Annotated in this window: 24 protein-coding genes; 13 read left to right on the top strand and 11 right to left on the bottom strand. The window is 46.3% G+C overall.

Annotation, left to right across the window (positions count from 1 at the left end; translation table 11 throughout):
* Window positions 1-191, bottom strand: a 191-nt coding sequence (locus QUA43_RS10230; protein ID WP_333373511.1) for a hypothetical protein, incomplete at its 3' end; no start/stop codon positions are given.
* 37 nt (window positions 192-228) lie between these two features.
* On the bottom strand, window positions 229-1,134 hold the full coding sequence (locus QUA43_RS10225; protein ID WP_333373510.1) for an alpha/beta hydrolase: 906 nt from the start codon (window positions 1,132-1,134) through the stop codon (window positions 229-231).
* Between the two features lie 529 nt (window positions 1,135-1,663).
* On the opposite strand from QUA43_RS10225, the gene QUA43_RS10220 reads away from it, so the two are divergent.
* Window positions 1,664-2,278: a hypothetical protein gene (locus tag QUA43_RS10220; protein WP_333373507.1), complete on the top strand. Its 615-nt coding sequence runs from the start codon at window positions 1,664-1,666 to the stop codon at window positions 2,276-2,278.
* On the opposite strand, the gene QUA43_RS10215 is transcribed toward QUA43_RS10220, so the two are convergent.
* A complete protein-coding gene (locus QUA43_RS10215) occupies window positions 2,246-3,199 on the bottom strand; it encodes a hypothetical protein (protein WP_333373504.1) in 954 nt (317 codons plus the stop codon). The genes QUA43_RS10220 and QUA43_RS10215 overlap by 33 nt on opposite strands.
* A 301-nt stretch (window positions 3,200-3,500) precedes the next feature.
* Between QUA43_RS10215 and QUA43_RS10210 the strand changes: the two genes are divergently transcribed.
* From QUA43_RS10210 to QUA43_RS10195, 4 genes are all read left to right on the top strand, one after another.
* On the top strand, window positions 3,501-3,719 hold the full coding sequence (locus tag QUA43_RS10210) for a hypothetical protein (RefSeq protein ID WP_333209253.1): 219 nt from the start codon (window positions 3,501-3,503) through the stop codon (window positions 3,717-3,719).
* Between the two features lie 400 nt (window positions 3,720-4,119).
* Complete coding sequence (locus tag QUA43_RS10205; RefSeq protein WP_333373501.1) at window positions 4,120-5,022, top strand: MBL fold metallo-hydrolase; 903 nt, start codon at window positions 4,120-4,122, stop codon at window positions 5,020-5,022.
* A gap of 393 nt (window positions 5,023-5,415) precedes the next feature.
* Entirely contained in the window at window positions 5,416-6,630 is a 1,215-nt protein-coding gene (locus QUA43_RS10200; protein WP_333309821.1) for a bifunctional riboflavin kinase/FAD synthetase, read from the top strand.
* Window positions 6,631-6,808: 178 nt separating this feature from the next.
* Entirely contained in the window at window positions 6,809-7,717 is a 909-nt protein-coding gene (locus QUA43_RS10195; protein ID WP_333209248.1) for a MoxR family ATPase, read from the top strand.
* Window positions 7,718-7,920: 203 nt separating this feature from the next.
* Here the strand turns inward: QUA43_RS10195 and QUA43_RS10190 are convergent, their stop codons facing one another.
* Together QUA43_RS10190 and QUA43_RS10185 are read right to left on the bottom strand one after the other, a co-directional pair.
* Window positions 7,921-9,120, bottom strand: coding sequence for a glycosyltransferase (locus QUA43_RS10190; protein ID WP_333209246.1), 1,200 nt, complete (start codon window positions 9,118-9,120; stop codon window positions 7,921-7,923).
* Between the two features lie 383 nt (window positions 9,121-9,503).
* Window positions 9,504-9,788, bottom strand: coding sequence for a hypothetical protein (locus QUA43_RS10185; RefSeq protein ID WP_333373497.1), 285 nt, complete (start codon window positions 9,786-9,788; stop codon window positions 9,504-9,506).
* A 36-nt stretch (window positions 9,789-9,824) separates the two neighbouring features.
* Here QUA43_RS10185 and QUA43_RS10180 point away from each other — a divergent pair, with 36 nt between their 5' ends.
* Both QUA43_RS10180 and QUA43_RS10175 read left to right on the top strand, forming a co-directional pair.
* Entirely contained in the window at window positions 9,825-10,151 is a 327-nt protein-coding gene (locus QUA43_RS10180) for an MgPME-cyclase complex family protein (protein WP_333373494.1), read from the top strand.
* Window positions 10,148-10,885, top strand: a complete 738-nt coding sequence (locus QUA43_RS10175; RefSeq protein ID WP_333373491.1) for a hypothetical protein — start codon at window positions 10,148-10,150, stop codon at window positions 10,883-10,885. The genes QUA43_RS10180 and QUA43_RS10175 overlap by 4 nt, the downstream gene beginning before the upstream one ends.
* 67 nt (window positions 10,886-10,952) lie before the next feature.
* On the opposite strand, the gene QUA43_RS10170 is transcribed toward QUA43_RS10175, so the two are convergent.
* A complete protein-coding gene (locus QUA43_RS10170; RefSeq protein ID WP_333373488.1) occupies window positions 10,953-13,160 on the bottom strand; it encodes a tetratricopeptide repeat protein in 2,208 nt (735 codons plus the stop codon).
* Window positions 13,161-13,451: 291 nt separating this feature from the next.
* Window positions 13,452-14,393 carry an NAD-dependent epimerase/dehydratase family protein gene (locus QUA43_RS10165; RefSeq protein WP_333373485.1) on the bottom strand — a complete coding sequence of 314 codons (942 nt, stop codon included), beginning with the start codon at window positions 14,391-14,393 and terminating at the stop codon, window positions 13,452-13,454.
* A gap of 261 nt (window positions 14,394-14,654) precedes the next feature.
* Here QUA43_RS10165 and dnaG point away from each other — a divergent pair, with 261 nt between their 5' ends.
* The gene (gene dnaG, locus QUA43_RS10160) at window positions 14,655-16,673 is read left to right on the top strand and encodes a DNA primase (protein ID WP_333373482.1); all 2,019 of its coding nucleotides are present in this window, start codon (window positions 14,655-14,657) and stop codon (window positions 16,671-16,673) included.
* 165 nt (window positions 16,674-16,838) lie between these two features.
* Here the strand turns inward: dnaG and QUA43_RS10155 are convergent, their stop codons facing one another.
* Entirely contained in the window at window positions 16,839-17,354 is a 516-nt protein-coding gene (locus tag QUA43_RS10155; protein WP_333042425.1) for a pentapeptide repeat-containing protein, read from the bottom strand.
* 14 nt (window positions 17,355-17,368) lie between these two features.
* Between QUA43_RS10155 and QUA43_RS10150 the strand changes: the two genes are divergently transcribed.
* Window positions 17,369-17,953 (top strand): YraN family protein, encoded by a 585-nt coding sequence (locus QUA43_RS10150; RefSeq protein WP_333373479.1) that lies wholly within the window; start codon window positions 17,369-17,371, stop codon window positions 17,951-17,953.
* A gap of 198 nt (window positions 17,954-18,151) precedes the next feature.
* Here the strand turns inward: QUA43_RS10150 and QUA43_RS10145 are convergent, their stop codons facing one another.
* The gene (locus tag QUA43_RS10145) at window positions 18,152-18,541 is read right to left on the bottom strand and encodes a hypothetical protein (protein ID WP_006632408.1); all 390 of its coding nucleotides are present in this window, start codon (window positions 18,539-18,541) and stop codon (window positions 18,152-18,154) included.
* 158 nt (window positions 18,542-18,699) lie between these two features.
* On the opposite strand from QUA43_RS10145, the gene queA reads away from it, so the two are divergent.
* Window positions 18,700-19,827, top strand: coding sequence for a tRNA preQ1(34) S-adenosylmethionine ribosyltransferase-isomerase QueA (gene queA, locus QUA43_RS10140; protein WP_333373475.1), 1,128 nt, complete (start codon window positions 18,700-18,702; stop codon window positions 19,825-19,827).
* A 42-nt stretch (window positions 19,828-19,869) separates the two neighbouring features.
* On the opposite strand, the gene rpmF is transcribed toward queA, so the two are convergent.
* On the bottom strand, window positions 19,870-20,043 hold the full coding sequence (rpmF, locus tag QUA43_RS10135) for a 50S ribosomal protein L32 (RefSeq protein WP_006632406.1): 174 nt from the start codon (window positions 20,041-20,043) through the stop codon (window positions 19,870-19,872).
* Between the two features lie 176 nt (window positions 20,044-20,219).
* Window positions 20,220-20,696: a TM2 domain-containing protein gene (locus tag QUA43_RS10130; RefSeq protein ID WP_333290836.1), complete on the bottom strand. Its 477-nt coding sequence runs from the start codon at window positions 20,694-20,696 to the stop codon at window positions 20,220-20,222.
* A gap of 417 nt (window positions 20,697-21,113) precedes the next feature.
* Here QUA43_RS10130 and acsF point away from each other — a divergent pair, with 417 nt between their 5' ends.
* The 3 genes from acsF to QUA43_RS10115 all read left to right on the top strand — a co-directional run bounded on the left by acsF (window position 21,114) and on the right by QUA43_RS10115 (window position 24,629).
* Entirely contained in the window at window positions 21,114-22,190 is a 1,077-nt protein-coding gene (gene acsF / locus QUA43_RS10125; RefSeq protein ID WP_333373514.1) for a magnesium-protoporphyrin IX monomethyl ester (oxidative) cyclase, read from the top strand.
* Between the two features lie 154 nt (window positions 22,191-22,344).
* Window positions 22,345-23,235, top strand: coding sequence for a hypothetical protein (locus QUA43_RS10120; protein ID WP_333373473.1), 891 nt, complete (start codon window positions 22,345-22,347; stop codon window positions 23,233-23,235).
* Complete coding sequence (locus tag QUA43_RS10115) at window positions 23,220-24,629, top strand: site-specific DNA-methyltransferase (protein ID WP_333373470.1); 1,410 nt, start codon at window positions 23,220-23,222, stop codon at window positions 24,627-24,629. Before QUA43_RS10120 ends, QUA43_RS10115 begins: the two co-directional genes overlap by 16 nt.
* Window positions 24,630-24,690: the final 61 nt, after the last annotated feature.

Genomic DNA, 24,690 nt, shown 5'->3' with positions numbered 1-24,690 from the left:
TCCTTCTTCCTTCTTCCTTCTTCCTTCTTCCTTCTTCCTTCTTCCTTCTTCCTTCTTCCTTCTTCCTTCTTCCTTCTCCCTTCTTCCTTCTTCCTTCTCCCTTCTTCCTTCTTCCTTCTTCCTTCTCCCTTCTCCCTTCTTCCTTCTTCCTTCTCCCTTCTTCCTTCTTCCGACTTCCCTCGGACTGACATCCGTTACATCCGTTACAAAATCCGTTGCCGAACTTCTTCACCCTTCCGAAAGCAATTTTAAGTATTGCCTAATTAAGCCAATCGTGACAGCGGGAATTTCTAACTGCGGAGTCAAACCTACGTTTTCCAGAGGTTGAAAAACTTTGATTGCTTCGGGGTTGAGGTTTGCCAATCGCTGGCCGATATCGGGCCCGGTAAACTGCGATTTTTCTCCCCAAATAATCGCTGTCGGCGTTGTTAGCTGAGTGATGTACAGCGACAAATCAAAGCACAAATCTCCCCGCACAAAAGACAGGGCTGCATATTCTGCATTTGGTTCCAAAGCAGATTGGAGGTAAGCATCAACAATTTCTTGGTAAACGCGACGCGAATCGGCAAATTGGCGTTGTTCTAGGAAGCTACGGATGCCGCCGTCTGTGGCGATTCCGGTACTGTAGAGCAAGCGATCTAAAATCGGCGTGTTGACTAGCTTAGCGAAGAAACTGCTGCCGTAATCTTGTCCGAAATCCGACAAACCGCTGGGTATGGTCAAAATCAGGGATTTGAAGAGATCCGGGCGTGCGATCGCAGCTCGAATCGCGATCGCCCCTGTTAGCGAAGAAGCAATCACCTCTGTCGGACTGCCACAAGTTTTTTCTAGAAATTCGATCAAAGTTGTGATATAATCTTCAACCTGATAATTTCTTGCCGGATGTTCCGATCGCCCCCAACCGATTAAATCAGGTGCTAAAATTCGATATTCTGCCGCAAAAGCCGGATAAACTTTCGACCATTCGTAGGCACTCGACCCGCCGCCAAAACCGTGAAAAAATACTAAGTTTGGTTGATTTTCCGAAGTTGAGGTCGGCAACCCCATCCAAGGCATTTTTTCAGCAGTGTAGTAAACCATTCTGCCGAGAGAAGTAACTATTGATCGCTGACCGAAGCCGAGGGGTACAAGCATAAACTAACCTCAATCGCTGTTATATTTTAGATTCTTTTGGGCCGCCCCGTCTTTGTTTAAAAAACTTGCAAAGCTGGTGGCGTTTTTGTAAAGATTGAGTAATGATTTAAATCTATTTTAGTACAGGTGAAGCGTGAAACTACAGACAGCAAGTAAGTTTTGCGATTTGGGCAATTCGGCTGTGTAGTTATCCTTACCCTTGCAAACTACCGCCGATCAGGGATAATAGCAAAATGATGGGTAAGACCCCTCACCAAAATAGAGTCTGTTCGCCAACCCCGATAGCAAGCACTCGGAAAGCAGGAGTATTAGAACTCGCTTTCAGGCAGGCGGCAGGTTGGCCGACGCTCGCCAATCACGAATTATTAATCACGATATTTTGCGGAGCAGTGGCTTTTGAGGTCGAAAGTCTTTGTTGGAGGGCGGGCGATGGGGTTTCGATTCCTAATTGCAGATTTGGCAATCACGGACGCCGCCGTTATCAATTCCCAAACACAAGAAACAACTAATCTCAGGGAGGTCTACTAAAATGCAACTGCTCAGGAAACGGGATCGCGAGGGTTTTATGGTTGATGCGAAAAGTCTTCAATCTGACGGGTTTGCAGAATTTGATACAGCCTGTCGAAGCATGGATTTAAACGGCAAAAAGTCTTTTGTTGCCATTCCAGAACGCTCAGGCGCAGGGTCAGAGGTGCGATCGCGCGCCACGGTACCTGCGATCGTCCGCGTAGCTTTAGAAGACCTGAAATGCTTTGAAGTAGTAGAACACCAGTTTGCACATTGGGGGGTGACTTTTAGCAATGCCGTCGCCATCCAACCTTCAAACCCAGCATTTTTCACTGGTTCTGGGGCAACAGTGTTAATGGGGGCCCCCAAAAGCGGACTGATAGAAGTAACTTTTAAGTATCCAGTTCGCTGGGTGTCAGGGCTTGTCACCAGTTCGCGACGAACTGTTTTATCTGCTTGTGACATTGACGGCAACCCAATTGTTCAGGATGAAATGCCTGCGCCCAATCTGGTCGGGTCTAATTCTCCGATCGCCCCTAGGGCTCCCCTGCGCGTAAAAGCTCCGAATATTCATCGAATTAGTTTTTACGCTTTTGATGGTCAGCTAATAGTCGATGACTTGATTTTTGGATTTTAAAGCCATGCCATAAGTAGTGTCCCAAGTCTGCAAACCTTCGAGAAGGGCATTGCGGACTACAGCTTCTGGTTCCCGACTCAGCATCAGGCGAAAGCACTCCGCAGCGCGGGAACGGGCGATCCTCTGCGAGGGCTCTGCTAACGAACTTTTGACAGAGCTCACAGCACCAAACCCACCCTGATTCACCAAATCGGTCATTTGCCGCACAGCAATTAAACGCTTCACGGGGTCAGCATCAGTCAAATCCGCCAAGATGCGATCGAGCGCCACTTCATCTTTTGCGGCCCCCAGACTCAACCCTTGCCGCAGTAACAGCCCTGCAATCGCGATCGTCCCCAAATTCTGCAAAATTAGGCTCAAAGCCATCCAGTGGCTGCTTGAGTCCGCCCAAACCGCCAAACTCATGTAAGCGCCCAAGGTAGCAATGCCGCCGGTGCCGACGGCTAAAACGAACCGACGGTTCGGGCCATCCCAAAATTGCTCGCCTTTTGCCCGCAGCAATTGCCAGTCCCACGACTGCCCTCGGTAAACCAGCATCATCGCTGCTATCCCCAGACCTGTGGAAAACAGTAACTCACTGTTCCACCACCCCCAAACTGCTGCCAGGGTGACAACTGCCAGCCAACCTTTCGATCGAGTCAAACTCTCTAGCAGCCACTTGAGAAACGCAGTAGAAACCACAGGCGATCGGGCCTGATCGCTCTTGCCATCTACCCTCCGGCGTCTTGTTTCGGCAGTCCGGCCTGTGGCTGTTGGGGTTCCCGGCGGGCGATCGTCCAAACTAAATTCTCTCAAAGCTTGACCATCAGTTATTTCTAAAGACAGGTCGCTCAACGGAAGATTACCGAGTTCTAAAGTGCGATCGGACACTTTCACAGGCGATCTATTCAGCTTGGTTGTAGTTTTTTTAACTTGATTCATACTGACTTTTTGGAAAAATAACTTAAAGTTATCCAGGCTTTTTTAGCACTGATTTAGATTCTCGGCAAATAAGACTCTAAGCTTCTATGATACCGGAAATTCAACCCCGTGGCGAGTACCGGAACTGCGCCGAATTCCGAGAAATCCTTACCAAAAATAGAGCAATTGAAGATTTTTGAGAAAATCACGAGAGGTTAACAGCGAATATTTCTGCCTCACTCTGGAGACAGAATGGCGATCGCAGTTGGCATGATGGCAAAAAATCGAAATTTTTTAATTTCCGAAAATATGGGAATTTTGAGTGATTCAATTCGTCCGCCAAGAAATGCACGACGAAAATTTAGCCTTTTGCCAGCAGGCCCGGACTCTCGCTGCTACTCCGGTGTCAGATGAGGCTGGGTTCAGCTTGACCGCTTGCGGGACGAACCGCAGCCTCCGGGCGGGCAGAGAATCCAGACACAGACAGTATTGTTGGATAATTAGCAGGAGCATTCCTAAACTGCTAAGATTTTTGAATTAATGGGAGTTGAGGAAGCCCATCATCCGGGTTCAAACCGGTAAAGCAGGAAGGCAAACAACCGATAGATCGTGTTCGCCAAGTGCGGAGGCTGGAAAAACAGCGGCTTTTGACCAAACTCATACAGAACTACTGCCCCAAAGTGTGTCTGCGGAGGTTAGGCTAGTGAAGAGACGAAAAGAATAGTTACGATCGAGACTTCATTAGTCTACCTTGTAATTTATTGCTCAGTTGTCAAGCCCAACAGTTTTGCATTCTCGCGATGAGCGAGACTCTTGGCACTTCCAACAAGTGGGGAACTCGACCGTCAAAGAACTTGGGTTTGATGGTAAAGCCCTTAGTAATATGTAAACACCTTATCGATAACTCGCCAACTCGCCGGAACAATCTTGCAAGAAAACCCATGTCTAGTATGCAAAACCAATTCACGGTTCACTTCTGGGGCGTTAGAGGTAGCATAGCGTCTCCCGGGGCAGAAACAGTACGTTACGGGGGCAACACGCCCTGTGTAGAAATGCGAGTGGGTGACAGTCGCCTAATTTTCGATGGCGGTACTGGATTGCGGGTTTTGGGACAAACTCTCCTGTCCCAGATGCCCGTAAAAGCTCATATGTTTTTTACTCACTCTCACTGGGATCACATTCAAGGATTCCCATTTTTTGTCCCAGCTTTTATTCCTGGGAACTGCTTTCACATCTATGGGGCTATTGCTCCTAATCAGGCTACTATCCAGCAGCGCCTCCATGACCAGATGCTGCACCCCAATTTTCCGGTACCCCTGCAAATTATGGGGGCAGACCTGAAATTTAACGATATAGAAGTGGGCAAACCGCTGGAAATCGGAGAGATTAAGGTGGAAACTGCTTTGCTGAACCATCCTGGGGAAGCTATAGGCTACCGCGTCAACTGGCGGGGGTATGCGGCTGCTTACGTGACTGATACCGAACATTTTCCCGATCGTTTAGACGAAAATGTGCTGCATTTGGCTCAGGATGCTGAGGTGCTGATCTACGATGCTACTTATACCGATGAGGAGTATTATTCCGAGAAGAGCAGCAAGGTCGGCTGGGGACATTCGACTTGGCAGGAAGCGGTGAAGGTAGCAAAGGCTGCTAATGTCAAAAAGTTGGTGATTTTTCACCACGACCCGCTGCACAATGACGAGTTTTTAGACAGGGTGGGAGAACAAGTGGCTCAAAGGTTCCCGAACAGTTTGATGGCGCGGGAAGGTTTGTCGTTACAATTGTTGCCTCCTAATAACGATTTGTCTGAAGCGTCGGTGCAAGCGCCTCAAGTTCATGTCTGATGGATTTGAGCTTGTCAGATGGTTCTGAAATCTCGATCGGTGAAATCTGACATTTAAGCGAGGTCTGACCGAAAGCATTTAGGATACAAGCCCCCGGATTCATTCCGAAAGCAGACTCATGGCCCAGAAATAAAAAACCTGTATCCGATAAATGAACCCCCGAATTTATCTCGCGCAAGTCAATGCTTCAATCGAAAATCGAAAATCGAAAATCGAAAACCGATTGACCTCACTTAAAGACGGATACCGTGCCACTTACTTCTGTCGTGGAAAACCAAAAAGTTTAGACCAAAGTTCAAGCTTCCAGATTTATCTGTGGAGTCAATTCTAAAATCTAAAATCTAAAATCTAACATCGACTGGCGATCGCACTAAGTATGTCAAAATTTTAAGCGTGTGGGTAACTTCTTCTTGTACCGCTGCTCTGACTCCAACTTCTGTTGCCTTGGGAAACTTTGATGGTTTGCACCTAGGGCATCGACAAGTCGTGCAGCCAATTTTAAATCGATCGCCTGAGCAAAATTCTGCGACGATTCTTGCGTCGGGGCCAAACTTGCGCTCCTACGCTGGCAGAGATGAAAATTTGGAAAGCGAACCTCCGGCGACCTGCTACAACGACTCAGCAGCACCGCCCGATCGAGCCGGCAGCAGCCATAATTTCGATAGTTTGATAGCCCCCAAGGCAGATGGCAACAGCCTCTCTGGGATCGATTCTGATGGGGTTGATCGGCTTTACAGCACTGTGGTGACATTCGATCCGCACCCGCAAGAATTCTTTACGGGTCAACCGAAAAAACTGCTGACGCCTCTGGCAGAAAAGGTAGAATTGCTCGCAGCAATGGGCGTCGAGCAACTTGTGCTGCTGCCGTTCGATCGAGAACTGGCAGCTTTGACTGCTTCTGAGTTTGTCGAGGAAATTCTGGTGCGACAACTAAAAGCGAGTCGAATTAGTGTGGGGGTGGATTTTCGGTTTGGACGGGGACGCGCTGGGACGGCTGTGGATTTGCAGTCGATCGCCTCTGGTTACGGTATTGATGTTGCTCTTGTACCCCTGCACAATTGCGGTGAGGGCGATCGGATCAGCAGTTCTGCAATCCGCGAAGGTCTGGCATCAGGCGACCTCACAAGAGCGAATCAGTTGCTGGGGCGACCTTACAGTTTAGTCGGGACTGTGGTTGGGGGACAGCGGCTGGGTAGGACGATCGGATTTCCTACTGCTAATATCGAACTGCCGCCGGAAAAATTTTTGCCACGTTTTGGCGTGTACGCGGTGCGAGTCTCGGTGAAGCAGGGAGGGGAAAAGATGGAAGATGGAAGTTCTTCCTATCAGCCGGAAAATGCCAAATCTCTAATCCCCGGAATAGCATCAACTTTATTTTTTGTCAATGGGGTGATGAATGTTGGCTGCCGCCCGACAGTAGACGGCCTGCAACCCACTGTGGAAGTTCACCTGTTAGATTGGTCTGGGGATTTGTATGGTCAAACCTTGAGTGCGAGTTTGGTAGAGTTTTTGCGACCCGAACAAAAATTCGCTTCTCTGGATGCTCTCAAAACTCAAATTCAGGCAGATTGCGATATTGCTAGAAGCCTCTTAACTGCTAAAGTCTAATAATTATGTGATCTAGAACAGGCGATCGCTTTTAAAAATGGTGCAAGATGAGTCAGACTAAATTCTAGTTGTACAAATACGAAGTCCGCAAGGCAAAGACTCAAGATTTTGGCAATCTTGATATCTTTTCAACAATTAGCAATTAGCAATTCGCAATTAACAATTAGAAATCAGGGATATGAGACAACATATTGAGCGGCTCAAACAAAATCTAGGCAAAACTATTGTTGGCAAAGCCGATGCTATTCGCTTGGTGTTGGTAGCGGTGCTTTCCGGCGGACACGCGCTGCTAGAAGACGTGCCTGGTGTGGGAAAAACGCTGCTGGCGAAGTCTTTGGCGCGATCGATCGATGGCAAGTTTCAGCGGATTCAGTGCACTCCCGATTTGTTGCCGACGGATATCACCGGTACTAATATTTGGAATCCGCGCAGCGGAGAGTTTGAGTTTTTGCCCGGGCCAGTTTTTGCTAATGTTTTGCTTGCCGATGAAATCAATCGGGCGACGCCACGAACTCAGTCAGCTTTGCTGGAAGTGATGGAAGAAAAGCAGGTGACAGTAGATGGAGTTTCTCGAAATGTTCCGACGCCGTTTTTTGTGATTGCGACTCAGAACCCGATCGAATATCAAGGCACTTTTCCCCTACCGGAAGCCCAGATGGATCGGTTTACTTTGTCTTTGACTTTGGGCTATCCCGCTGCGTTGGAAGAGTTGCAAATGTTGGAACGGCTTTCTGATAGTTTTGCTGTTGAAGATTTGCAGCCTTGTATTTCTTTGGAAGAAGTGCAGGAATTGCGTCGTTTGTGCGCTGGTGTGAAGGTGGAAGCCTCTTTGAAACAGTATATTGTAGATTTAGTGCGATCGACGCGAGAGGATGAGGAGATTACTCTGGGGGTGAGTCCCCGGGGTGCGGTGGCTTTGCACCGGGCATCCCAGGCTTTGGCATTTATGGAGGGCCGGGATTTTGCTACCCCGGATGATGTGAAGTATTTGGCGCCACACGTACTTTCTCACCGGTTGATTCCGGCGGGGGGAAGAAGGGCTAAGACGATTGTTGACAAGTTGTTGCGGTCTGTTCCTATTCCTTAAAAAGTTTGTAAGTAGGTTGTTTTATTTAAAGGAACAGGCAAGATGCCTGTTCCACAAACAATTACAGCTTAATTAAAGGAACAGGCAAGATGCCTGTTCCACAAACAATTAATTTTCCTGTGGGGTGGGCAGGATGCCCACCCTTGAAAGACTTCTTAATAATGATGCAAGATGTCAGTTAATCAATAGGTTTTGCACCATTCTCAAGGACTCTCAAACAGCGCCACTAATTTTTTTGCCTCTAAATCAACATTGTGTTGTTGAGCAACTCTCTCTGCTCCTGTTTTCCCCATTTGTTCTAGTTTTTCTACAGGTGCTTCCAATACCGCGCGCATTGCTACGGCTAATGCTTCTGCGGAACCGGGAGGAACTAACCAACCGCAAACACCGGGTTCTACGAGCTCCGGGATGCCAGCAACATAGGTGCTAATTACGGGCCGATTGAGAGCGAGGGCTTCCATAATTACGACGGGCAAACCTTCAGCAAAACTAGGCAATACCATTGCCCGTGAAGCTAAAATCTCTTGCTGAACTCGATCGCCACTGGCCCAGCCGGTAATTTCTATATGGTTTTGCAGGCCGAGTTGCTGAATCTGCTTCTCAATATCCGATCGCAGCGGCCCGTCTCCTACGAGTACCAACTTAAACTCTAAGCCTTGAACTGCTAGCAAGTTAGCAGCTTCTAGCAATAACAAATGACCTTTTTGTTCGCTGAGCCGGCCAATGCAAGCTAAGCGGGGTGCTGCGGGTATGGGGACGTAGGGTGCAGCTAAAAATGCAGCATCTACGCCGCAGTGTATGACGTGAATTTTTGACCAAAAAGTGCGATCGCACCACCGAAAAAGCTGACTTTTACCGAAGGAACTAACTGCTGCTACAAAGGTCGATAGTTTAATTTTTTCGTCTAAGGAAAGAAGTGTAGCTTTATCAAATTCTTCCGGACCGTGAACGGTGAAACTGTAAGTCGGGCCGCCAAGGACGCGGCACAGCATTGCGACTGTTGTAGAATTTGTCCCGAAGTGAGCGTGAACGTGTGCTGTACCGGATTCTGCAAACCAATTTAAAAGAATACAAGCTTCTGCTAAATAAGCTAGATGCAGCAAAATCCCCCGTTCCGAGTGCCAGCCAACTTTGAACATTAACCGCACAGCTTCGATGAATCGAATTGGTCTAGTTGCGGCAACGCGCAGCAAACCCCACGCTAACCCCTGTACACCAACTCCTAAGATTACTTTAGTCAATTCTTGCTCTAGTTTGTCGGCCTCATCAACGAGTTCTGACTCGCACGATCGGATCGAAAAACGTGCGACTTTCATGCCGCAATTTTCAACGGCTAGCACTTCTCTGCGGACAAAGCTGTGGCTGACTTTGGGATATTGGTTAACTAAATAAGCGATGTTCATGAACGGGGAGAAAATTTTATGGTAAAACTTAGATTAGTTTAGCCTTTGGCTGCATTCGGTGGGCAACAAATTTAGCTGATTTGTTGAGCTTATTTGAGCAGGGGCGAAGGGCGATCGCTTTTGGTGAGATGGGGGAAGTGACAGCGGGGCGATCGCTATTCCGGCTGGAGGAAATCCATCCACACATTTTACATTTTTAATACAATAGTCACGACACTTTTTAGGTAGTAGTCACAAACCCTTGATTTTCCCGCGAGCACATCGATCGCCATCAAAGCCTTTTTTTATGGTTCCCAATCAAAAACTATCTCAAGTATTTTCATATGCAAACCACTCCCCATCAGGTTTAACAGCCCCAGATTGTCTCAATAATTGGTAATTATTCAACGTGCAATTCCATCTAATTTCCTATTGTCACCTAAATTTTCCCGAAAATCACCAGCCCGAAAAATCATCGCCCAAATCCCCAAACAACCAGCAACTCTCGCAACTCTCACAACTCTCCCAACTCTCACCACCAAAGATTTTTCTGAGGCGAGTTGCTCTGCATCTACCCAAGATGACAACAAATAAGGTAAAGTAAACGGCACAAGAGTCCAGAACTCTCCAACTGCCGCAACTCGGCAAACCCGCCCCTGACCAGCAAAACTGGCCGGTACAGGCGGCATTAACCGCTAACCGTCAACCTCTAACAACCGAGAAAAATGCAAACCTACTACTACGTTTTAGCCAGCCAACGCTTTTTGCTAGAAGAAGAAGCCCTAGATGAAGTGTTTAAAGAAAGAACACGCAACTACAACGAACAAGAAAAAGAAATAGACTTCTGGCTAGTCCAGCAGCCCGCTTTCCTAGAAGCACCGACAATGGCAGAAGTTAAAGCAAAATGTCCTCAGCCAGCCGCCGCTATTATTTCTACCGATCCTGTCTTCATCACCTGGTTGAAACTGCGATTAGAATATGTACTGACAGGTGAATTTCCAGCACCATCACCAACTATTCCCGATGCCCTTGCATCCCTACAGACAGCATGAACAAAATAGCCAAATATCAGACAAAACAACTAACAACAATTAGGGGTAAATTGTACAAATTTATTTTGTCTCTCCCCCTATTTTCTGCTGCCTCTATCGCCATTTTGGTATTAACAATTTTATCGAGTTCTGTTAAAGCTCAATCGAGCTGCCAACCGCCGCAGTCCGATGAATATCTACTGTTAATTGTCACCAAAACACCCGAACAACAAGAAAGAGCAAAACGCTCTTTCCCAGGAAATACTAACAACACAGTTTGTCAGTACATCAATGACACGGTGACGCGAGTTGGTGGCTTTCGCGACTCGCAAATCGCCAGCGATTGGGTTAAATACATCGAAGATGTTGTCGGATTGCAAGCTTACGTAGTACGATCGCCCGCAGCGGCACTACCCCAAAATTTGCCAGTCTACAACCCTCAGCCAGCACCAGGTTCTGAACCAATAACCAATTCTCCCAGTGGCAATCTTGCCTTCAATCCCCAACCCCTGGGCCCTGGTTATGCCGTGTTAGTAGATTACTTCAACCAACCGGAATTAGCCGGCCAAGTCAGGCAAGCATTAGGCACGCAAGTAGGCTTAGCTTCCTACGGCCAGCGTCCCTTTTTATTCGTCGCTTATACAACGGATCAAAACGCCGCTACTGATGCGGTAAAAGCATTGAGCGATCGAGGTTTTTGGCCGATGTTAGTAGACAGCCGCCGAGTTACCGTAATTGCTCCCGCTGTTCGCTAAAATATAAAAGTTAGCAATTAAAATTGCTTCTTGTCAAACAAAGTCCGCTTAAGGGAACTAATAACAATTATTGTTGTTGTTGGGATTCTAGCGGGCTGCTTCCTAGCTGACTTTCTGCCCGCTTTTTTGCTTCCATTGCGGCTCGGTAATCGGGGTTGTAGCGAATTGCTTTGTCATAGGAGGCGATCGCATCTTCGTATCTTTTTACCGCCACAAGTGCATTGCCGCGGCTGTACCAGGCTTCGGAGTAGTCTTGCTTGACATAAACGGCTTCGTTGTAAGAGGCGATCGCATCTTCGTACCGTTTCAAATTGTACTGTGCATTGCCTCTATTGTACCATGCTTGATATTCTTTCGGGTTTAAGTCTAAGGCTCTGTTGTAACACTCAATTGCTTGTTCATACTTGCGTAATTCGTGGTACGACCAACCTAAATTGTACCATGCTTGATAATAATCAGGTTTTAACTTTACAGCTTTTTCGTAAGCTTCTACCGCTTGTTCATGCCTCCGCATTTTCAGCAAAGCGATGCCTTTACTGTACCACCCTTGATAAAAATTGGGCTGAAACCGCACGGCTTTTTCGTAGGCTTCAAAAGCTTCTTGGTTTTTGTTTAATTCGAGGAAAACATTGCCTAAATTATACCAAGCTTCATAATTATCGAATTTGATTTCAACTGCTTTTTGATAGGATTCAACGGCTCGATCGTACTGTTTTAATTTTTGGTGAGCTTGTCCTCGATTGTACCAAGCACCGTACAAATTGGGCTGAAATTGTAGCGCTTTTTCGTAGGAGGCGATCGCCTCTTCGTACCGCTGCGAATCTAAGAGAACATCGCCTCTGCCTTCCCATGCTGCGGCATAGTCGGGCTGGATTTTCAAAGCGTTATCAAAAGATGCGATCGCCTCTTGAGACTGTTGCAACTTATCCAAAGCATAACCCCGTCCCGTCCAAGCTTCCAAGTATTCCGGCTTTAATTCTATGGCTTTATCATAAGCCGCCTGCGATTCTTGGTATTTTTTCAATTCGTACAAAGTTTTGGCTTTTTCCTGCCAAACTTCCGCGTAGTCCGGCCTGAGATTTATTGCTCGCTCATAAGCTGCCAGAGCTTCTTCAAATCGGCTTAAATTGTAAAGAGTATTGCCTCGGTTGTACAAGTCAGTCGCATTAGCAGAATTAAAAGTGTTTACACCATAAATTGAGGCGATAATAGTGAGACCAATTAAACTGGCGATCGACAATATTTTTAAATACAGTTTTTTTCGGGGTTTTACAGGCTTATTCGCAGCAGCAACCGGAGGCAATACAGGAACTGTACCGCTGAAAGAATTTTTCAATTCTTTAATAGCTTGCAGCGTTTCGCCGGCACTAGAATAACGTTGGCGAAAATCGTACTTTACCATCTTATCTAAAATCTTCGCAAATTCAGGACTGACTGATGTTGTGTCCTGCCAAATAATTTCCTCTGTATCGGGGTTTTTTGGCATTTGGTGAGGATTTATGCCAGTGAGGAACTGAATTGCGATCGCACCTGCGGCATAGATATCGCTGCTGAGTTTCGGGTTGCCGTGAGCTTGTTCGCTGGGCATATAACCGGGAGTACCGATGCTGACACTCAAGCTATTCTTGGGCTGAGGATTGGTGATTTGAGTAGTAATTTCTTTGACTGCGCCGAAGTCAATTAAAACTAATTTTCCGTCTCGCTCTCTGCGGAGAATATTACGAGGATTGACATCGCGGTGAATCACATTTTGCTGGTGTACGAAATCTAAAATTTCGAGAAGTTCCTGCAATATACAAATGACTTGATCTTCCTGCATGACTCCCGCAGTTCCTCCTTGGTAAGAGGAACCCCCCCCAGCCCCCCCTTGGTAAGGGGAGGAGCCAAGTCCCGCCCCCCCTTGGTAAGGGGGGGAGCCAAGTCCCGCCCCCCCTTGGTAAGGGGGGGTTTGGGGGGGTATAATTTCTTGACTTAAATCGTGGCCTTCTATGAATTCTTGAACGAGATAAAACTCTTGATTCTCTTCAAAAAAAGCAAAAAGTCTGGGAATGCGATCGTGATTTCCCAATTTGTACAAAACTTGTGCTTCGGTATCGAATAAACGTCTTGCTACCTGTAGAGTTTCCGGATCGGTTGCTTGAGGTTTAAGCTGCTTGACGACGCAGAGGTGATTGCCTGGTAGCTGCTTATCTTCAGCTAAATAAGTTTGAGCAAATCCGCCGCCTCCCAAGTGACGGATAATGCTGTAGCGATTGCCGAGTGTTATTCCAAGCATGAAATTCACCTAATATTTCCTAGTCGTTTGGAGAATTAGCTTCCCACCAAGATGTCAAACCTTCCGCCTTTGAAAAATCTAACATGGCTTATCTAAATTTTTTAATGGGTCGAGCGAGAACTGGGGAGTTCGGATTTCAATAAAATAAATTACAGGTGGGAATCCCTTGTGCAATTCTTCAATCATTAATTTAGTTCCATTTGCTTTCTTTCTTGTTCCCTCCCCTTACTAAGGGGAGGGTTAGGGTGGGGTTCTAGATTTTTGCTGGCATGGGGATGCTCCCACTCTAACTTAACTTTGAACTGATTTCAAAATTTCATCATCGACTGAAAAATCTATCTCAGCTTTGTCCCGCCCCGAAACTACATAATCATTCTGAAAAGAATCTTTCAAGCCAGAAAGTAAGTCAAATTCCGGCTGCCAGTTAAGCTCGGTGACAGCTTTATTAACTGAAGCGAAAAAGTGCTGCAATCTCATCGGAAAAGCTTTCTTTTTGCCGAAGTCAAATTGCTTCGGATCGTAGTGTACAATCTTAATAGCATCAGGGGATTTGCCAGCAGCCTGAATGCAGGCGCGGGCTAAACCGTCAAAGGTGACAAATCGATCGCCCGAAACGTTGTAAATTTGCCCGATCGCCCTTTCGTTGCCCAAAACCGCCGCCATTGCTTTAGCCAAATCCTGACAGTGCCCCAACTGCGTGAAGTGCATTCCGTTACCGGGAATCGGAATCGGTCGATCGCGCACAATGCGATCGAAAAACCAAGCCTCCAAATCGTTATAATTTTGTGGCCCGTAAATGTAAGTCGGGCGAATCGAAGTCCAAGGCAAACCGGACTCGGCCAAGTAATTTTCGGTTTCGCATTTACCCAAATGTCGGCTTTTAGGATCAGTAGCGTCCCCTTCAATATGAGGCATTTGATCCGACTTCAAATAAACCCCCGCAGAGCTCATGTAAACAAAGTGCTGCACCCGCCCTTTAAATATTTCAGCCAAAGGCTTTGTATCGCTGAGTTCGCGGCCGTTGTTGTCAAAAACCGCGTCAAACTCGACCGTCGATAACTTTTCTTTTAGTTGTTCGACATTTGTGCGATCGCCCTGAATCTGTTTTACGCCCCCAACCGGTACAGGCTTGTTGCCCCGGTTAAACAACACCACTTCATGCCCTTGTGCTGCTAAAATCTTAGTAAGATAAACCCCAATAAACCGAGTACCGCCCATCATTAAAATTCGCATTAATTTCGATGCTCCTTACAGTTAGTATAAATATCTTACAATAAATTTATGCCCTAGGGCGTGTTTTCTATCCCCGGAGATCCCCCTAAATCCCCCTTAAAAAGGGGGACTTTGACACTAATTCTTTCACCTTTTTAAGGGGGCTGGGATTTTGAATCTCATGAGAAATCACTCAGACTAGATAATTCATCCGTGTATCCGTGTCCTCATCCGTGTAGTGCTTTCCTTCTCCAATACTTTCAATTTGCCTAAAATAGCCCTATGCAAGTTCCCCGGCTGCATCCAGAAACAATCGAAGAAGTCAAACAAAGAGCCGACATAGTAGACGTTATTTCCGGTCGCGTCGTGTTGCGTAAACGCGGGAAAGAATTCGTAGGTTTGTGTCCCTTTCACGACGAAAAATCTCCCAGCTTTACTGTCAGTCCCGGCAAACAAATGTATTATTGTTTCGGCTGCGGTGCAGGTGGCAATGCTTTTAAGTTCCTCATGGAATTGGAGAAACGCTCTTTCAGCGAAGTAGTATTAGAATTAGCTAAAAATTATCAAGTCCCCGTCAAAACTGTCGAACCCGAACACCGACAAGAATTGCAGCGGCAAATTTCTCTGCGGGAACAACTCTATGAAATCTCAGCACTAACGGCCAACTTTTACGAACACGCTTTGCGGCAAACCCAAGGAGAAGAACCCTTAGCATATCTCAAATCAGAGCGCCAGCTAAGCGAAGAAACTATCCAACAATTTCAATTAGGTTATGCACCCCAAGGTTGGGAAGCACTTTACAGTTATTTAGTAGAACAGAAAAACTATCCGGCGCCATTAGTAGAACAAGCTGGATTAATTGTACCCCGAAAAAATGGCGGCAGCGGTTATTACGATCGCTTCCGCAATCGCATTATGATTCCCATACGCGACACCCAAGGCAGAGTCATCGGTTTCGGCGGCCGAGCTCTCGGCGACGAACAGCCGAAATACCTCAATTCTCCCGAAACAGAACTCTTCGATAAAGGCAAAACTTTATTCGCCTTAGATACAGCGAAAACAGCCATTAGCAAAGCCGATCGCGCAGTGGTTGTAGAGGGGTACTTTGATGCGATCGCACTTCAGGCCGCCGGCATCTCCAACGCCGTCGCTTCCCTCGGCACAGCCTTAAGTTTAAACCAAGTACGGCAGTTATTGCGGTACACGGACTCCAAACAAATTATCCTCAACTTCGACGCCGACAAAGCAGGAACTCAAGCTGCAGAACGCGCTATTGGAGAAATAGAAAAACTCGCTTATCAAGGAGAAGTGCAACTGCGGGTGCTCAACATTCCCGACGGCAAAGACGCCGACGAATATCTCAAAACCTACTCCCCAGAACAATATCGAGAATTGCTCGAAAATGCTCCGTTGTGGCTCGACTGGCAACTGCAACAAATGCTCGTCAATCAAGATTTGAAGCAAGCCGATACTTCCCAGCAAGTCACTAAAAAAATTATTAATTTATTAACCAATATCACTGACGACAATCAGCTAGCACATTATCTGCAAAAGTGCGCCGAAATTCTCAGCAAAGGAGATTTTAGACTCACAAAAATGATTGCTGAAAACTTGCTCAATCAAGTAGTCAGCGATTGGGCAAAGCGGCAGAGTCAAGACGAAGCTTTGACAATGCCCCTGTTAATTAGAAACAAGCTCAAGCCGAACAAACAATATAAAAAGCAGCGTGCAAGCGGCGAAAACACAAGCTCAAAATCAAGCTTATCTGCCGTAGCCCGCAGTCTTTTAGAAGAAGCAGAAGCGCAATTATTGCAGATTTATTTGCACTGTCCCGAATATCGCCAAGATGTCAGAGAGGCAATAGAAGCTAGAGACGTACAGTTTAGCCTTTCTCACCACAGATTTTTGTGGCACCAGATTGTGAATGCTGAAATATTGCACAAAATGTCTTTACAAGTAGCGCCTTCTGAGTTAATATTGAAACTGCAAGATAGCTTCATTGAATATCCCAATCAACTAAATCAAATCTCGCATTTATTTCACTTAAATGAGTTCTCAGAAAGAAACGTTTATCGCGCACCTCTAGTAATTAGATCTGCCCTCGCCTGTATCGAGCAAATTATCAGCATGAAGCGCCGCCGGATTGCACTCAATATGTGGGAAAAAGCCAAGGCTGCTAGCAGTGGCGAAGAGGCTATAGAATATCACCAACTCTTCTGTGCCGAACAAGAATGGCTCAAGGAATTAGAGCGGCTGCGTCAAGTTAATTTTTACGATTTAACCTCCGTGCCTTGGGGCTAATACCCTTTTAGATTTTAGATTTTAGATTGGAGATTGGAGATGACTCGTTCGATATAGGTTTGAAGCTTGCCTGCAGTTACATTTTTTTAAACTGATATAAGGAATAAAGTCCTTACTACAAACGGGTTTTTAGTAAAAACTTTATTCCTTTATTCAACGAGCCTTTTAATAATCGCAAAAAAGAGTTTCGCGAGTATCTCTACCTGTCACGGGATTAGTACCTTTTGCCACTTTACAAAGTTTTTCTATCATATCGTCTCGCAGCAGTGTCTCTGTAAAATCAGCACCGTCAATAATAGCTCCTTCCAGCCTGGTATTGTAAGCGAAAGCACCCTCAAGGATAGCATTAGTTAAATTCGCTTTCATCATGCGAGCTAAATCTAAAGTAGCACCTGTGAAATTCGCGCCTTCTAAATTTGCTTCTTCCATATTGGCTGCAAAAAAGCTGACGCCGCGCAAATCTGCATTAGTAAAATTGCTGTTGCGAAGATTGGCTTTATTAAAGCTGTCGTCAGTCAGAACTTGACCAGTAAAATCAGCGCCGACTAGGATTTCTTTGTCGTGATCCAATGCGAAAGCAGGTGCGGGATTAATGCCGATCGCCCCAGCGGCAATTACTGCTAAAATAACAAAACTCAGCAAGAAAGTATAAATATGTTGGCGAATTCGAGAAATCATCATACAAGTTCAAGCTAATGGGCAGTCGTGACAGTTCAGAATTGAATTCTACCAGAAAGAGCGATCACCAGCTCGCCACGGCTGACTCCAATTGCCCCCAATCGCCCAACTCTCGCGATATCGGCACATTGGGAGAAAACTTAGTCGCCGACTGGTTGCAGCAGCAAGGCTGGGAAATCTTGCACCGGCAGTGGCACTGTCGCTGGGGAGAGATTGACATCATCGCCCTCGGAAGAGATGAAGAAAGCGAAATCAACAGAGGTAACGAAAATTCCCCATTCCCCATTCCCCATTCCCCAACATTAGCATTTGTAGAGGTAAAAACTCGCCGCCGGGGAAATTGGGATGCTGGTGGAATGCTGGCTGTTACCACCACAAAACAAGCCAAACTTTGGCAAACAGCAGAAATATTTTTAAGCACTCATCCAGATTTAGCCAATAATTCTTGTCGCTTTGATGTCGCTTTAGTCAGGTGCGAACCTTCACAACAAACCACTAAGCCAATATTACCACCATTCATAGCAGCGAACTCTCAATCCGCCGTTGCAGGAAACTACCGACTCACCCTGCAAGAATACATTCGATCGGCTTTTAGCAATTAAAAATATATAATTAAAAGTTAGAGGGTAAAATCTCAAAGCAATGCCACTAGGTAATTTTTAATTGTTAACTTGCCTAGGCTGTCGCGCATTTCTCTCTTGAGCTTTAACGGAGCTGAAAAAAGCGTTAAATCTTCTCCCGATTTTCCCTTCTCTCCCTCTCCTGTTCTATCATCCCAGTTAATTTATATGCGTAGCAATCTAGGCCAGAGTTTCCGGGCAATATCCCAGACCCTTGACAAACTGCTGGCGAAACGCTTCAATTTCCTTACGGTCAGGGCTGCCGTGACAAACGACGGCCACCTGGTAGCGGCGCATCACGCTCAGCGGCGACTGTCCCGTTTCCAAACTCCAAAGCGCCATTTGCAAGCGAATTTCAGGATCGTAAGGAATCCCGAGTTCGTTCATAAAAGCCCGAAAATCCCCGTGCATTTCGGGAGTTAAATATTGGCTCATTTTCACCTTTACCACCCAGCCGTCAATTTGGTGAATAACAGTGATAAATTGCAAGGGAAGATGATGAGCCGTGCGTAGGTAATCCACGACTCTCAGAGTAAGGCTAGTATTGGCGATGTAGTAGAGGTATTCCATAACGATCCTTAATGAGCCTTATGAGCAAAGCTGATGCTATACCTCTATCCTCGCGGTATATACCCACTACCACAAGGGGAAAAGCACCCGACTTTGGATGGGGGTTTTTACCCAATTTGTTACCTAGTTGACAGATTGATTTGATAGGAATTCACTTGATGACAGAGCTTGACTGGTCTTTGGACGGCTACGACTACGAACTTCCGCCCTCGCGCATTGCCCAAAATCCCGTAGTGCCGAGGGACAGTTCTCGCTTGCTGGCTGTAGATTCTCCCAGCAGCCAGCAACACCGGATTTTCCGGGATTTACCCGATTTGTTGGAACCGGGAGACTTGCTGGTACTCAACAACACCCGCGTGATGCCGGCGAGACTCTACGGGCACAAACCCAACGGCCCGGCTGTGGAGATATTGTTGATGGAAGAACGGCAGCACAATTGCTGGCTGGCTTTGGTTAAACCGGGGAAACGCTTAAAGTTGGGAGCAAAAATTGAATTTGAGCCACACTGTGATGACTCCGCAGCAGGGCCTTGCTGTTGTCTTCCCCAGGCTGTGGCACTCGATCGTCGATTGACTGCGACAGTTATCGCCAGGGACGACGCAACAGGAGGGCGGCTGCTGGAGTTTGACATCCCCACAGATGCGAGTCTGGCGAAGTTTTTGGACGAATACGGCCACGTACCCCTGCCGCCATACATCGAAAATTCCCAAGCTGCACCGGAACAGTACCAGACTGTTTATGCCGATCGGCTTGGGGCGGTGGCGGCCCCCACAGCAGGCCTGCACTTCACCGAAGAATTGTTCAGCCGCTTGGAACAGCGGGGAATCGAAAAAACTTTTGTCACCTTACACGTCGGAGTAGGGACGTTTCGCCCGGTGGAGGTGGCAGACGTGACGGCTCACAAAATGCACGGCGAATGGGTGGAAGTACCCGCCGCCACCGTTGAGAAAATCCGGGAAACTCAAGCCCGAGGCGGGCGGATCATTGCCGTGGGTACCACAGCAGTGCGAGCTTTAGAGGGAGCCGCCGCCGCGAGTAGCGATTTTTCCTTGCAACCTTTTTGCGGCCCGACCAATTTGTTTATCTACCCTGGTTACAAGTGGCGGGTTGTAGAGGGGATGATTACCAATTTTCACTTGCCCCGCTCTACTTTGATGATGATGGTAAGTGCGATGATTGGAAGGCCTCGGCTGTTGGATTTGTACCGAGAGGCGATCGAGCAACAGTACCGCTTTTATTCCTTTGGCGATGCCATGCTGATTTTACCAGCAGCAAAAAAGGATTGATCGATCGGGCATCGGGTTCGCCCTATGCCCGGTATGCCGTTTCTATTCTTCCTCCTCTTCTTCATTGCCGGGATACACGAAGCTGTTGGAACGCCCAGTCAGAACAGATTTGCCCAGAGACAGAGCTTTCTGAGCTGCCACTACAGCTTTGCGCTTCCATGTGGCCTTACGCATATTCTTCTTGGATTTGGAGGTTTTCTTCTTAGGGACTGCCATGACGCTAAATACTTTCTGCTTATATAGACAAACAAACATTCTAGCCGATTTTGTCGGCAATGCTTACTCAAAAAACGGCAATAACTGCTCACCAACCAATATCAAGTAGTAGGGTGCGTCAGCCATTAGCTTCTGGAAAAATAGACAAAATCCCCTAGATAACGCACCCGCAGCAGCTAAAGTTCGTGAAAGTGGTAGATCACAACGCCAGTTACCGCATCGTTCTCGATACTCACATACCCGGTTTTGAGCATTGCCGTGAAAGCCTCTTGCACTTCGGCAAAAGTAGCGCCGGTTGCCATCACCCCTTGGGTGACAGATAATCTTCCGTTCTTGGTATAAGCGGCCTTCAGGAGTTTAACCCCTAACTGGTCTGGAGTTTGCTTGGGATATGTCGCGGCGATCGCCCCGCTGACTGGATATAGCGGTATACCTTCGCGAGATACGCCGAGTTTGCCCCTGAGACTGGCATTGCGTTCGTCCACCATGTTCGGCAGCAGCAGCAAGTCAAACAATTGCCCAAACCCAAACAAACCAAAGGTAAACAGCCACAGCAAACCCGTACCAATCTTGCCGTTGTAGAGGCGGTGGAGTCCGAATGGGCCGAAAAAACAAGCTGCCCATAAAAGGTAACTAACACCTAAATTGCTCATTTTCTGACCGTCCTGCCTGATAATTCTAAGAATTGGAGTCCCTGTATACATTTTGTACTTTCTATCTGGTCTTTGAACAGTTTGACACCAGCAGATATTTGTGCATAGTCCGAAGTTATTGTTTATTTACTACCAATTCCCCATGCCCTATGCCCCATGCCCCATGCCCCATGCCCCATGCCCCATGCCCCATGAGTAATTTTGCGTAGCAATTCTTAACGCCCGCAACATATTTGCGCGGGCGAGAGCTTGGTAAACTGGAGGGCGTGGAAATTACAGCAGCTTAGAACTGGATTCCACACGGAGCGCCAAACCAAGCGCGCCGCCAGCGCTGGCCGGACATACACGAGCGCGATCGCCCGCAGTACCCGACAATGGAAACAAGCGAGTAGTTATAAGCAGAAATCCAATAAACATATGGTAGATTCCCTCAAAAAACCCACTTTTGAAGAAATGCGGCCGGGAGTAAAAGCCCCAGCCAAAGAAACTATTCTCACGCCGAGATTTTACACAACAGACTTTGACGAGATGGCCAAAATGGACATCTCGGTAAATGAAGCCGAACTAGAAGCAATTATCCAAGAGTTCCGCGTTGACTACAACAAAAACCACTTCGTGCGGGATGAGGAGTTCGCTCAATCTTGGGATCACATTGACGGCGAAAAACGCCAGTTGTTCATTGAATTCCTGGAACGTTCCTGCACCGCTGAGTTTTCTGGATTCTTGCTTTACAAAGAATTGGGACGCAGGCTCAAAGGAAAAAATCCAGTGCTGGCCGAGGGTTTCAACCTGATGTCGCGGGACGAAGCGCGGCACGCCGGTTTCCTCAACAAAGCTCTCTCGGACTTTAATTTGTCCCTGGATTTGGGTTTCTTGACAAAGAGCCGCAGTTACACATTCTTTAAGCCGAAGTTTATTTTCTACGCGACTTACTTATCTGAAAAGATCGGTTATTGGCGCTATATCACGATTTATCAGCACTTAAAAGCCCATCCTGAAGACCAGATTTATCCAATTTTCCGATTCTTTGAAAATTGGTGCCAGGATGAAAACCGCCACGGAGATTTCTTCGATGCGGTGATGAGAGCTCAGCCTCAGATGTTGAATGATTGGCGCGCTAAGCTTTGGTGCCGTTTCTTCTTGCTGTCAGTGTTCGCGACAATGTATCTCAATGATATCCAGCGCGCCGGTTTTTATCGATCGCTCGGTCTCGATGCTCGCGAATACGACATTGAAGTCATCAAAAAGACCAACGAAACAGCAGGCCGCGTATTCCCCGTCATGCTGGACGTGAACAACCCAGAATTTTATGAACGGCTGGATATTTGCCTCAAGAACAATCAGCAGTTGACTGCAATTGTTGCTTCTAATACTCCGAAATTCTTGCAGTTCTTCCAAAAATTGCCTTTGTATCTGTCGAACGGCTGGCAATTAGTGAAGCTGTACTTCATGAAAACAATTGAATCACCTTCAGTACAGGGCGCTGTGCGTTAAGTTTTGATTTTTCATCCTCTGTGACGGCGGTTTTGCGACAAGCGGAGCCGCTTTTTTTTGGTATGATGTTAGATTAGTTTTCATGGGCGGGCGTGCGATCGGGTTTCAAATTCAATTAAGGAACTTTATGAAGGAGTTAATTGTGAGATGAGGAATGAGTGATATGAGTTCGGGAAGACGCAACTCTTTTGCAGACTACAAAGCAGATGGACAGAACTGGATCACCTTGACTGCCGGAGAATACTATCCCGATATATTGCAGGAGGCTTGCGAACTTTACGAACCTGTTCTAGTAATGTTTGGGCAATTACTCAGGACTTCTGAATCATCTGTGCGTCTATTTATACAGATTTCAGAGGTTCCCAGCACATGGATGCGAGTGCAACTTTTTAGGGTGTTTCGCAAGTATGTCAGCCCTGAGCTTCCCGTGGAAATGCTCAGAAGGAAAAAAAAGGCAACGGAAATTTGCAATCAGTTCGGAGTACGTTTTAGGTCTGTTCAAGAAGTTCAAGCTGCTTATATGACTCGTCCAATTCCCGATGAGGCACTGTCGGCTTTATTGTGGGAATACAAAAGTCGCGGAAAAAAGGGATACGACTTAACTGAAAGATTTTTCTCCTTATTCCGGTTACACTTTCCCTACTTGGCAATCAGAGGGCCAGAGCGAGCTGGAAAAGATATCCTGATGGGAAATGTCTTCGCCAACTATCCCAACCCGAAACGTCCTGTTGATTTTGTGATTTACGATATTAATGAAAATGACTTGCTGGCAATAGGATTGGCAAGATATGATTCAGATAGAGGCGGTGGACAAGAAGACGACCGAACAGGTGGTTATCGTAGCTGCGCTGATGAAATCCTCAGCTATACACAAAATCATAACTTAAGAACTAAAGTAATTTTCCTGAATGATGGGCCTGGTCTCTTACTCGGATCGATGTGGGATGACTACGCAAGTATTGAAAATAGCTGGCAAGATAAGATTATTGTATTGACACTGCGTATGGTTCCAGATCGGATTACAGTGGAATGGCTGCGTTCTTGAAAATAGGAGTGACAATGGCTACGGGTATTTCTAAAAAACAATCGCAGGGTCAAGCTGCATCTAATTTTAGTGAAAGCCAATTAAACAATAGCTTGGATGCGTGCTTTTCCTATCCAGGAAAAGTGCCTGCAAGTGAAGTTTTAGACACTCATCAAGCTGAATGTGTAAAACTGTGGTCTAGCAATGAACAGCTAAGTCTGGCAAATGAAAACCGTCTTTACTATGGTGATAATTTACCAATTTTAGCATCTTTACTTAAAGATAGTTCAGTAAAAGGTAAAGTAAGATTAATTTATATAGATCCGCCTTTTGCAACTAAAAGTGTGTTTCAATCGCGTTCTCAGACTGCGGCTTATTCTGACTTATTAGGAGGGAACAGTTATATTGAATTTATTCGTCAGAGGTTGATACTATTGAGAGAGTTATTAGCTGATGACGGCTCAATATATGTCCATCTTGATGATAAAATGGCATTTTATATCAAGGTGATTATGGATGAAATTTTTGGTCAACGCAATTTTAGAAATTGGATTACTCGAAAAAAATGTAATCCCAAGAACTACACAAAAAAGACTTACGGCAATGTTTCAGATTTTATCCTGTTTTATAGTAAATCAGATACTTATGTCTGGAATCGTCCTGTTGAAGAATGGACTGATAAGCGCGCCAACAAAGAATATGAATATATTGAAAAGGAAACTGGACGGCGATATAAAAAGGTTCCGATTCATGCGCCGGGAGTGCGAAATGGCGAAACTGGAAAGTCTTGGCGAGGGATGAATCCGCCACCGGGAAAGCATTGGCAATTTCCACCTCAAACACTAGATGAAATGGATGCTAGAGGGGAAATATATTGGTCTGCAACAGGAAATCCCCGTCGCAAGATATATTTGGATAGCAGTAGCGGGATTCCCGTACAAGATATTTGGCTAGAGTTTCGCGATGCTCACAATCAGAATATTAAAATTACAGGTTATCCAACAGAGAAAAACCGTGATCTAGTTAGTAGAATTATTCGAGCTTCATCAAATCCTGATGATTTAGTGCTCGATTGCTTTGCCGGTTCGGGTACGACTTTGAGTGTTGCTTCGGAGTTTGGGAGGAGATGGATAGGAATTGATAATAGTTCTGAGGCGATCGCAACTACTTTGCGCCGTTTTGCTAAGGGTTGCGAACGGATGGGCGATTTTGTCAGCCAGCAAACATCCCTACACCAGAATCCATCGGATGACGAGTCTCGCCAATTATCGCTTTTTAACTTAGATGAATCTATATTTCAAGCTGAGTCTCCCTTAGAAAAAAGCGAGATGATTAATAACTTTGGTCTTTATGCAACTGATTCGTTTGCTGGGGAACTAGAAAATATTGTGAGGCAATGGATAGAATGGCAGTAGCAGCGTACAAAAAAATCACAAAAAGCATTCTGCCACATCGCAGAAATTTGCTCGAATATTA

This window comes from Microcoleus sp. N9_B4, assembly GCF_036701635.1.
Classification (GTDB): Bacteria; Cyanobacteriota; Cyanobacteriia; order Cyanobacteriales; family Microcoleaceae; genus Microcoleus.
The sequence above is the reverse complement of the archived record's forward strand: the minus strand, read 5'-3'. Positions and strand labels throughout refer to the sequence as shown.

Bases quoted from the DNA above. Each gene is read 5' to 3' on its own strand.
- QUA43_RS10190 (WP_333209246.1), bottom strand. From the start codon at position 9,120: ATGAACATCGCTTATTTAGTTAACCAATATCCCAAAGTCAGCCACAGC.
- QUA43_RS10195 (WP_333209248.1), top strand. From the start codon at position 6,809: ATGAGACAACATATTGAGCGGCTCAAACAAAATCTAGGCAAAACTATT.
- QUA43_RS10120 (WP_333373473.1), top strand. From the start codon at position 22,345: ATGAGTGATATGAGTTCGGGAAGACGCAACTCTTTTGCAGACTACAAA.
- QUA43_RS10215 (WP_333373504.1), bottom strand. From the start codon at position 3,199: ATGAATCAAGTTAAAAAAACTACAACCAAGCTGAATAGATCGCCTGTG.
- QUA43_RS10170 (WP_333373488.1), bottom strand. From the start codon at position 13,160: ATGCTTGGAATAACACTCGGCAATCGCTACAGCATTATCCGTCACTTG.
- QUA43_RS10185 (WP_333373497.1), bottom strand. From the start codon at position 9,788: ATGCCGCCTGTACCGGCCAGTTTTGCTGGTCAGGGGCGGGTTTGCCGA.
- rpmF (WP_006632406.1), bottom strand. From the start codon at position 20,043: ATGGCAGTCCCTAAGAAGAAAACCTCCAAATCCAAGAAGAATATGCGT.
- QUA43_RS10150 (WP_333373479.1), top strand. From the start codon at position 17,369: ATGGGCAGTCGTGACAGTTCAGAATTGAATTCTACCAGAAAGAGCGAT.
- QUA43_RS10205 (WP_333373501.1), top strand. From the start codon at position 4,120: ATGTCTAGTATGCAAAACCAATTCACGGTTCACTTCTGGGGCGTTAGA.
- QUA43_RS10130 (WP_333290836.1), bottom strand. From the start codon at position 20,696: ATGAGCAATTTAGGTGTTAGTTACCTTTTATGGGCAGCTTGTTTTTTC.
- QUA43_RS10155 (WP_333042425.1), bottom strand. From the start codon at position 17,354: ATGATGATTTCTCGAATTCGCCAACATATTTATACTTTCTTGCTGAGT.
- QUA43_RS10115 (WP_333373470.1), top strand. From the start codon at position 23,220: ATGGCTGCGTTCTTGAAAATAGGAGTGACAATGGCTACGGGTATTTCT.
- QUA43_RS10225 (WP_333373510.1), bottom strand. From the start codon at position 1,134: ATGCTTGTACCCCTCGGCTTCGGTCAGCGATCAATAGTTACTTCTCTC.
- QUA43_RS10145 (WP_006632408.1), bottom strand. From the start codon at position 18,541: ATGGAATACCTCTACTACATCGCCAATACTAGCCTTACTCTGAGAGTC.
- acsF (WP_333373514.1), top strand. From the start codon at position 21,114: ATGGTAGATTCCCTCAAAAAACCCACTTTTGAAGAAATGCGGCCGGGA.
- QUA43_RS10165 (WP_333373485.1), bottom strand. From the start codon at position 14,393: ATGCGAATTTTAATGATGGGCGGTACTCGGTTTATTGGGGTTTATCTT.
- QUA43_RS10180 (WP_333373494.1), top strand. From the start codon at position 9,825: ATGCAAACCTACTACTACGTTTTAGCCAGCCAACGCTTTTTGCTAGAA.
- QUA43_RS10175 (WP_333373491.1), top strand. From the start codon at position 10,148: ATGAACAAAATAGCCAAATATCAGACAAAACAACTAACAACAATTAGG.
- queA (WP_333373475.1), top strand. From the start codon at position 18,700: ATGACAGAGCTTGACTGGTCTTTGGACGGCTACGACTACGAACTTCCG.
- dnaG (WP_333373482.1), top strand. From the start codon at position 14,655: ATGCAAGTTCCCCGGCTGCATCCAGAAACAATCGAAGAAGTCAAACAA.
- QUA43_RS10220 (WP_333373507.1), top strand. From the start codon at position 1,664: ATGCAACTGCTCAGGAAACGGGATCGCGAGGGTTTTATGGTTGATGCG.